A 6,450-nucleotide genomic window follows, 5' to 3' on the forward strand; every position below is an offset into this window, starting at 1 on the left:
CGTGCTGCGCACTGCGGTGCGAGCCCCTTCGGGCGGCCGGGCGGGGCTCATTGGGAAACCTCCGTGCTGCGCACTGCGGTGCGAGCCCCTTCGGGCGGCCGGGCGGGGGTCATTCGGTAACCTCCGTGCTGCGCACTGCGGTGCGAGCCCCTTCGGGCGGCCGGGCGGGGCTCACGCCTGCGCTCCTTGCGCTTCCGCGCCACCGGGGCCGGCGCGCCTGAGAGTGTGGACACTGGGACTGCTGAGGCGGGCCAGCACCTGCTCGCGCGGGCCGAACAGTTCAAGCGCGCCCTCGCGCAGCACCGCCAGCTTGTCGGCATGGCGCATCAGCGGCGGCCGGTGCGAGACCAGCACCACGGTGCACCCGGTCTGCTTGAGCTGCTCGATGGCCCGGCTCAGCGCGTCCTCGCCTTCGCTGTCGAGGTTGGCATTGGGCTCGTCCAGCACCACCAGGCGGGGATTGCCGTAGACGGCGCGCGCCAGCGCGATGCGCTGGCGCTGCCCGCCCGAGAGCGCGCATCCGCCGTCGCCCAGCTCGGTCTCGTAGGCCTGCGGCAGGCGCAGGATCATCTCGTGCACCCCGGCCAGCTGCGCGGCGGCGACAACACGCTCGCTGTCGACCGGCCCCAGCTGCGCGATGTTGTGCGCCACGCTGCCGGAAAACAGCTCGACGTCCTGCGGCAGGTAGCCGATCACGCCGCTGAGCTGGTCGCGCGGCCAGCCGGCCAGCTCCATGCCGTCCAGGCGCACGCTGCCAGCCTGCGGGGTGCGCAGGCCGAGCATCAGGCGCACCAGCGTGGTCTTGCCGGCGGCGCTCGGCCCGATCAGTCCCAGGCACTCACCGGGCGCGAGCGAGAAGCTGACGCGCTTGATGACCGGTGGACGGCTGACGTCGAGGCTGAGGGTGACCTGCTCCAGGCTCAGCGCGCCGCGCGCCGGCGGCAGCCGCAGGGCCTGCTCCTGCTGCAGCTCCAGCGTCTGCTGCTGCAGGCGGGCCCAGGCCGCGCGCACCTCGATGAGCGACTTCCAGCCGGCGATCAGGTGCTCGACGGGCTGCAGCGCGCGTGCCACCAGCACCGTGGCGGCGATCATGATGCCGGGCGAAGCATGCCCGGCGATCACCAGCCAGGCCCCCAGGCCCAGCATGCCGACCTGTACCGCCTGGCGCACCAGACGGCCGAAGGCGGACAGCGAGGCCGAGGCATCGCTCAGTCGCTCCTGGGCGGCCAGCGCCTCGCCATGGCGGCCGCTCCAGCTCGCCACCGCGCGCTGCAGCATGCCCATGCCGACCAGCACCTCGGCGTTGCGGCTCAGCGCTTCGACCTGCAGCGCCGCGGTGCGGCCGCGGCGCATCACGTCCTCGGTCTCGGCGCGGGTGTGGCGCTCGGTGTAGAGCCCGAGGCCGAACAGGACCAGCGCCGAGGCGAGCGCAGCCCAGCCGAGCGCCGGATGCAGCGCGAAGATGACCAGCAGGTAGATGGGCAGCCAGGGCGCGTCGAACAGTGCATGCACCGCCGGGCTGCCGAGGAAGCCGCGCAACCGCGTGATGTCCTGCACCGCCGAGCGGTCGGTGCGGTGGCGCGCGGTGGCGCTTTCGTGCAGCGCGGCCTCGAGCGCCGGGGGGGAGAGGGTTTCGTCGACGATGCGCCCGGCGCGCGCCAGCAGGACGCTGCGTGCACGGTCCATGCAGTAGCCGAGCCCGAGCGCCAGCGCCGCCAGCACGGTCAGCATGACCAGGGTCTCCAGGCTGCGGCTGCTGAATACCCGGTCGAAGACTTGCAGCATGTAGATCGAGGGCATCAGCAGCGCGACGTTCAGCAGCAGGGAGGCCGCCGCAGCCAGTGCGATGAAGGGGCGCAGACGCGGCGTCAACAGCCAGTTCATTCCCTTGCCTCCCTCAACGAAGTGTGTGTGTGCATAAACTTCCGTAGCAGAAAGCATCGCTTACCGGCGCCCGGCCCACCACCCCCTTACCGGGGGGGCCACCCGGCCGGCTCACCTGCCTTCCGGCCCGACCATCGGCCACGCGAGGGGGCGGAGCGGTCGGCGGCAGAGGACGGGCGGGGTTGGGGATGATGGCCGCGGGCGCAAGCCAACACGGGGCCTATGTGCATCCGAGGGTAAACCTGTGTTGTGGCGGTACATCACCGCTCGCAGAGTCGCCAGCCCCATCGGCGATGAGGCCTTGCAGCGCGCGCCCGCGAGGGCTGCGGCCGGGACGGAAGCCGGGCTCCGCGGCGCAGCGCGGCAAGCCCGCCCGCCGGAGCTCACTGCTTCGGAAAGTGGAGCATGCAACGCACCACCATGCCGCCGGGGTTGCTCCGGCGAATCATCGAACGGTCATGCGAAGCACCGGGCGCGCTCCGCACGGCCCGGCGAGGTCAGGAAGCGGGCGGCTCGTCGGTCGGCACGCCGAGTTCGCCGGCCAGCCGCAGCACCAGGGCGCGCAGCTGCTGCAGCTCGGTCGCCATGCGGGCCTGCTCGCGCTTCAAGGCGGCGATCTCGTCCGCCGAGGCGCCGTTCGGCTCGGCGGGCGCGGCGGCGCCGGGGGTCACGGCCGGCACGTCGACCTCACCGCACAGCAGATGGGCCCAGCGCGCTTCGCGCGCGCCCGGGGCGCGCGGCAGCCGGACGACCCGGCGCGGCTCGCGCTCGGCCATTTCGTCGAGGAAACCCTCGACCGAGGAGATGTCGGCGAAACGGTGCAGCCGTTCGGTGTGCAAGCGCAGCTCGGCAGCGGTCTGCGGGCCGCGCAGCATCAGGAGGGTCAGCAGTGCGACCGACTGGGTGGGCAGGCCCAGGCCGCGCGGCGCGTTGTGCTCGAAGCGCACCACCCGGCTGCCGCTGACCTCGTTGACCAGGCTCTGCTCCTTCAGGCCCTCGATGGCCTGCAGGACGTCGGCTTCGCTGACGTTCATCACCGGGTCGCGCGCGGTCTTCTGGTTGCAGCCCAGGGTCAGTGCATTGAGCGAGAGCGGGTAGCTGTCGGGCACGGTGTGCTGCTTCTCGACCAGCACCGCCAGCACGCGGGCTTCGAGCGGGCTCAAAGTTCTCAGTGCCATCGGCCCTTCCCTTCGACAGCCGGGGAGCGGCAAGGCTTCATTGCGGGTTCACTCCTGTGGGTTTCTCGGTCGCCGCGGGAACGCCCGCCGGGCCACTGCGGGGACGATAGCACGCGACGGACCGGTCGCCCGCCAGCGTCCCGGACACAGCGCTGCCCACAGGCACGTGTCACATGCTATGCGAAATGTTTAGATGTCCAGTTGACGCATCACGCGGGGCCCAGCGGCTGCGCGCCACCTGACAGCCGCACCGGCAGCTCTTGCGTGCGGCCTTGATGCCCCCTGTCCACGGGCGGCCACTGCGCCATCCGGACAAGTACGGGCCCGGCGCCTTCTGCTGCACCGAAGCGACGGTCCGGCAGCGCGCGCGCCATCTTACCGGCGCTTGCAACTGGGGCATCGCCGGCCGCCGGCCGGCGAAATCCTCATCCAGGCCGGACTCCGCGCGCCGCGTCGCGAGCGCCGAAGTCGGGGCACGACGCACCCCACACGCTCGAGGAGATGAGGATGAAATCCGCCACGCCACGACGCACCCCGTTCACGCAGCGCACCGCCCTGTCGCCGCCCACCCGTCCCTTCCGCCGGCTCGCCGTCGCCGCAGCGGTCTGCCTGCTCGGTGGGCCCCACGCGGCGGAAGCCGCCGACACCCGCTGGACCGGGGCGGCCAGCGCCCCCTTCTGGGACCTCAACGGCAACTGGTCGGCCGGCCGGCCACAGGCCGCCGACACCCGCGTGGTCCTCGGCGGCTTCGACACCACCTTGCGCAGCGACCAATTCCTGGCCGGCCAGGTGAACGGCACCGGCACCCTGTCCATCACGGGGGGCCTGCTCGAACTCGCCGGCCCGGGCTCCAGCCTGGGCCGGCTGGAACTGCACGGGGGCGGCCTGTCGGGCGCCGGCGAGGGCATCGGACAAGGCACGCCTGCCACCCTGACACTGGGCAGCTTGCTGTGGACCGGCGGCGCCATGAAGCGGCCCGGGACCTTCGCCACGGTCGGGCCGGTCGTCACCGTACAGGGCTCCGCGGTCCTGAACGGCGCCAGCCTCGAGCTCGGCTACTACGGTGGCGGCCTGCGCCTCAACGGCCGCACGCACTGGCAGGACGGCGTGTCCTGGCTGGGCGGCAGCACCTCGATCACGATAGGCGCGGGCGGCGACTTCCACGACGAGGCGGCAAGCGCCGACCACAGCCTGAGCTTCTCCTACAGTCGCTTCAGCATCGAGGGCCGCTACCGCAAGACCGGCGCCGCCACCACGCACTTCTCTGCGGGGACCAGCGATTTCATCAACCATGGCACGATGGAAGTGACAGGTGGCGCCCTGCGCTACCGGAGCGACTCGGGCGCGACCTGGAACAACGAGGGTACCGTCACGGTCGCCGGGGCCGAGATGAGCCTCGACACCACCCGCGGTACCTTCCATCAGTCCGGCACCGTCAACATCGGGGCCGGCGGGCGAGTGGCCTTCGGGACCGGCGACGCCGAGCTGCGCAGCACCGGCAGCTGGAACATCGCCTCCGGAGGACGGCTGAGCATCGATCTCGGATCAGGGGGGGACGAGCACGACTCGGTCAGCTTCGCCGGCGGTGCGATCCACAACGACGGCAGCCTCAGCTTTCGCGGCGGCCTGATCCGGATCACCCCGGACGTCGCGCTCGGCGGCGGCGGCACCTGGGAGGCGCTGGGCGGGGCCAGGCTGAACTTCGAGCGCGGCCTGGAGGCGGGCAGGCTGAACATCGGCGAGCCGCAGCCGTATGAGGTGGATGGGGCGCTCAGGAGCTACACCTATAGCAGCGTGAAGATCGCCGGCAGCCTTGTCGTGGACCGCCTGGACTGGTCCGATGGCGACCTCGAGACCAGCGGCACCGTGACGGTGCGGGGTCTGGCAACGCTGACCGACGCGCGCGAGACCTGGATCGACCTGCCGGGCCACACACCGGGCAAGCACCTGAACTCGGCCTTCGACTTCCAGGGCGGCGTGGTGTGGGACGGCGACGGCGACATCCGCGGCCCGGGCAGCATCCGGGTCCGCGCCGGCAGCACCTTCGAGGACCGGAACGCCCAAGGCGCCATCGAGGTGGAACCGCCGGTCGAGGGCACGCCGCGCCCCACCGTGATCTCGGTCGCCTCCTTCGTCAATGAGGGCCGCTACGAGAAGACCGGTGCGGGCGAGACCGTCATCCTGGCCGCCCTCGACAACCGGGGCAGCATCCGGGCGACCGATGCCGGCACCCTGACCCTGGCCGGCAGCATCGACAACCGCGGCAGCCTGGAGGCGGTGCGCTCGCGGCTGGTGCTGTCGGGGCCGCTCACGCAGCTGAGTGCCGGGTGGGACTTCGGCCGGCTGCAGGGCGGCAGCTACATCGCGCGCAACGGGACCCTCGTGTTCAACCTCGGCGGCACGACCGCCGGCAGCGCCCCGCTCCTGATCCACACGATCGGCCGGGACACGCGCGTCGTGCTCCACGGGCCGCAGGCCCGCATGACGAGCCTGTGGCTGGGCACCGACCGCGACGCGTTCGCGCAGCTGTATGACAACGTCGGCCGCCTCGAACTGCTCAACGGCGCCACACTGACGAGCAGTGTGCAGCTGACCAACAGCGGCGAGCTGGTGGTGGGCGCCGGCAGCGTGCTGCGGGCCCCGACCTTCCTCACCAGCAGCGATGCCGGCACGCCGTCCGACACCTGGCTGGCCGGCACGATCGCCACGCAGTTCGCCTGGATGAGCCGGGGCCGCCTGAGCGCCGGCGCGGCCGAGGGTGAGGTCGGCCTCGGGACGCTGCAGGCCGATCGCGTCGCCTTGCGGGGCGGCACCCTGCTGCTGGACATCGCCGCAGCGGACCGGTTCGACCGGCTGGTCCTCAGCGGCACCGCCGAGCTGGGCGGCCAGCTGTGGGTGGACTTCGTCGCTGACGATCCGGTACTCGGGACCTTCCGCTTCCTGAGCGCCGCGGGGGGGCTGAGCGGCAGCTTCGCCAGCCTGGGCAGCGCGCTCGATCCCTCCCAGTACCGCCTGACGCTGGCCTACGGCAGCCACTTCGTGGACCTGACGGTGGCCGCGGTGCCCGAACCCGGCACCTGGGCGCTGATGCTGCTGGGCCTGGGCGGCCTGGTGGGAGGGGCTCGCCGGCGGCTGCGCGGCTGAACCGGCGCAGGCCCGGTCGCCGGCGCGTGCCGGGCCTGCCTTCAAGCGCCGGGGGGGGCGCCCGCCTTCAGGCTCTCGATCGAGCGGGGCGCCACGCCGAGGTCGCGCCAGCCGGTCGGGTGGCAGGTGAAGAGCAGGAGCTGGTGGCGTTGCGCGGCGTCGAACAGCACCCGCTTCATCTGTCCGAGGCGCTGCTCGTCACTGTGCACCAGCGCGTCGTCGAGGATGATCAGGGTGGCCCGGC

Annotated in this window: 3 protein-coding genes and 1 pseudogene; 1 reads left to right on the plus strand and 3 read right to left on the minus strand. The window is 72.3% G+C overall.

Features of this window, described 5'->3' with window-relative positions; genetic code table 11:
* Nucleotides 1-171: 171 nt before the first annotated feature.
* The gene (locus OOT46_RS30470) at nucleotides 172-1,884 is read right to left on the minus strand and encodes a type I secretion system permease/ATPase (protein ID WP_265407382.1); all 1,713 of its coding nucleotides are present in this window, start codon (nucleotides 1,882-1,884) and stop codon (nucleotides 172-174) included.
* A 497-nt stretch (nucleotides 1,885-2,381) separates the two neighbouring features.
* Complete coding sequence (locus OOT46_RS30475) at nucleotides 2,382-3,062, minus strand: YceH family protein (protein WP_265407383.1); 681 nt, start codon at nucleotides 3,060-3,062, stop codon at nucleotides 2,382-2,384.
* 507 nt (nucleotides 3,063-3,569) lie between these two features.
* Here OOT46_RS30475 and OOT46_RS30480 point away from each other — a divergent pair.
* Nucleotides 3,570-6,206 carry a PEP-CTERM sorting domain-containing protein gene (locus OOT46_RS30480; protein WP_265407384.1) on the plus strand — a complete coding sequence of 879 codons (2,637 nt, stop codon included), beginning with the start codon at nucleotides 3,570-3,572 and terminating at the stop codon, nucleotides 6,204-6,206.
* 41 nt (nucleotides 6,207-6,247) lie between these two features.
* On the opposite strand, the pseudogene OOT46_RS30485 reads toward OOT46_RS30480, so the two are convergent.
* Nucleotides 6,248-6,450 (minus strand): annotated as a pseudogene (locus tag OOT46_RS30485) (hypothetical protein); the annotation flags it as partial.

Origin of the sequence: Aquabacterium sp. A7-Y (assembly GCF_026153205.1) — a bacterium.
Lineage (GTDB): Bacteria > Pseudomonadota > Gammaproteobacteria > Burkholderiales > Burkholderiaceae_C > Caldimonas.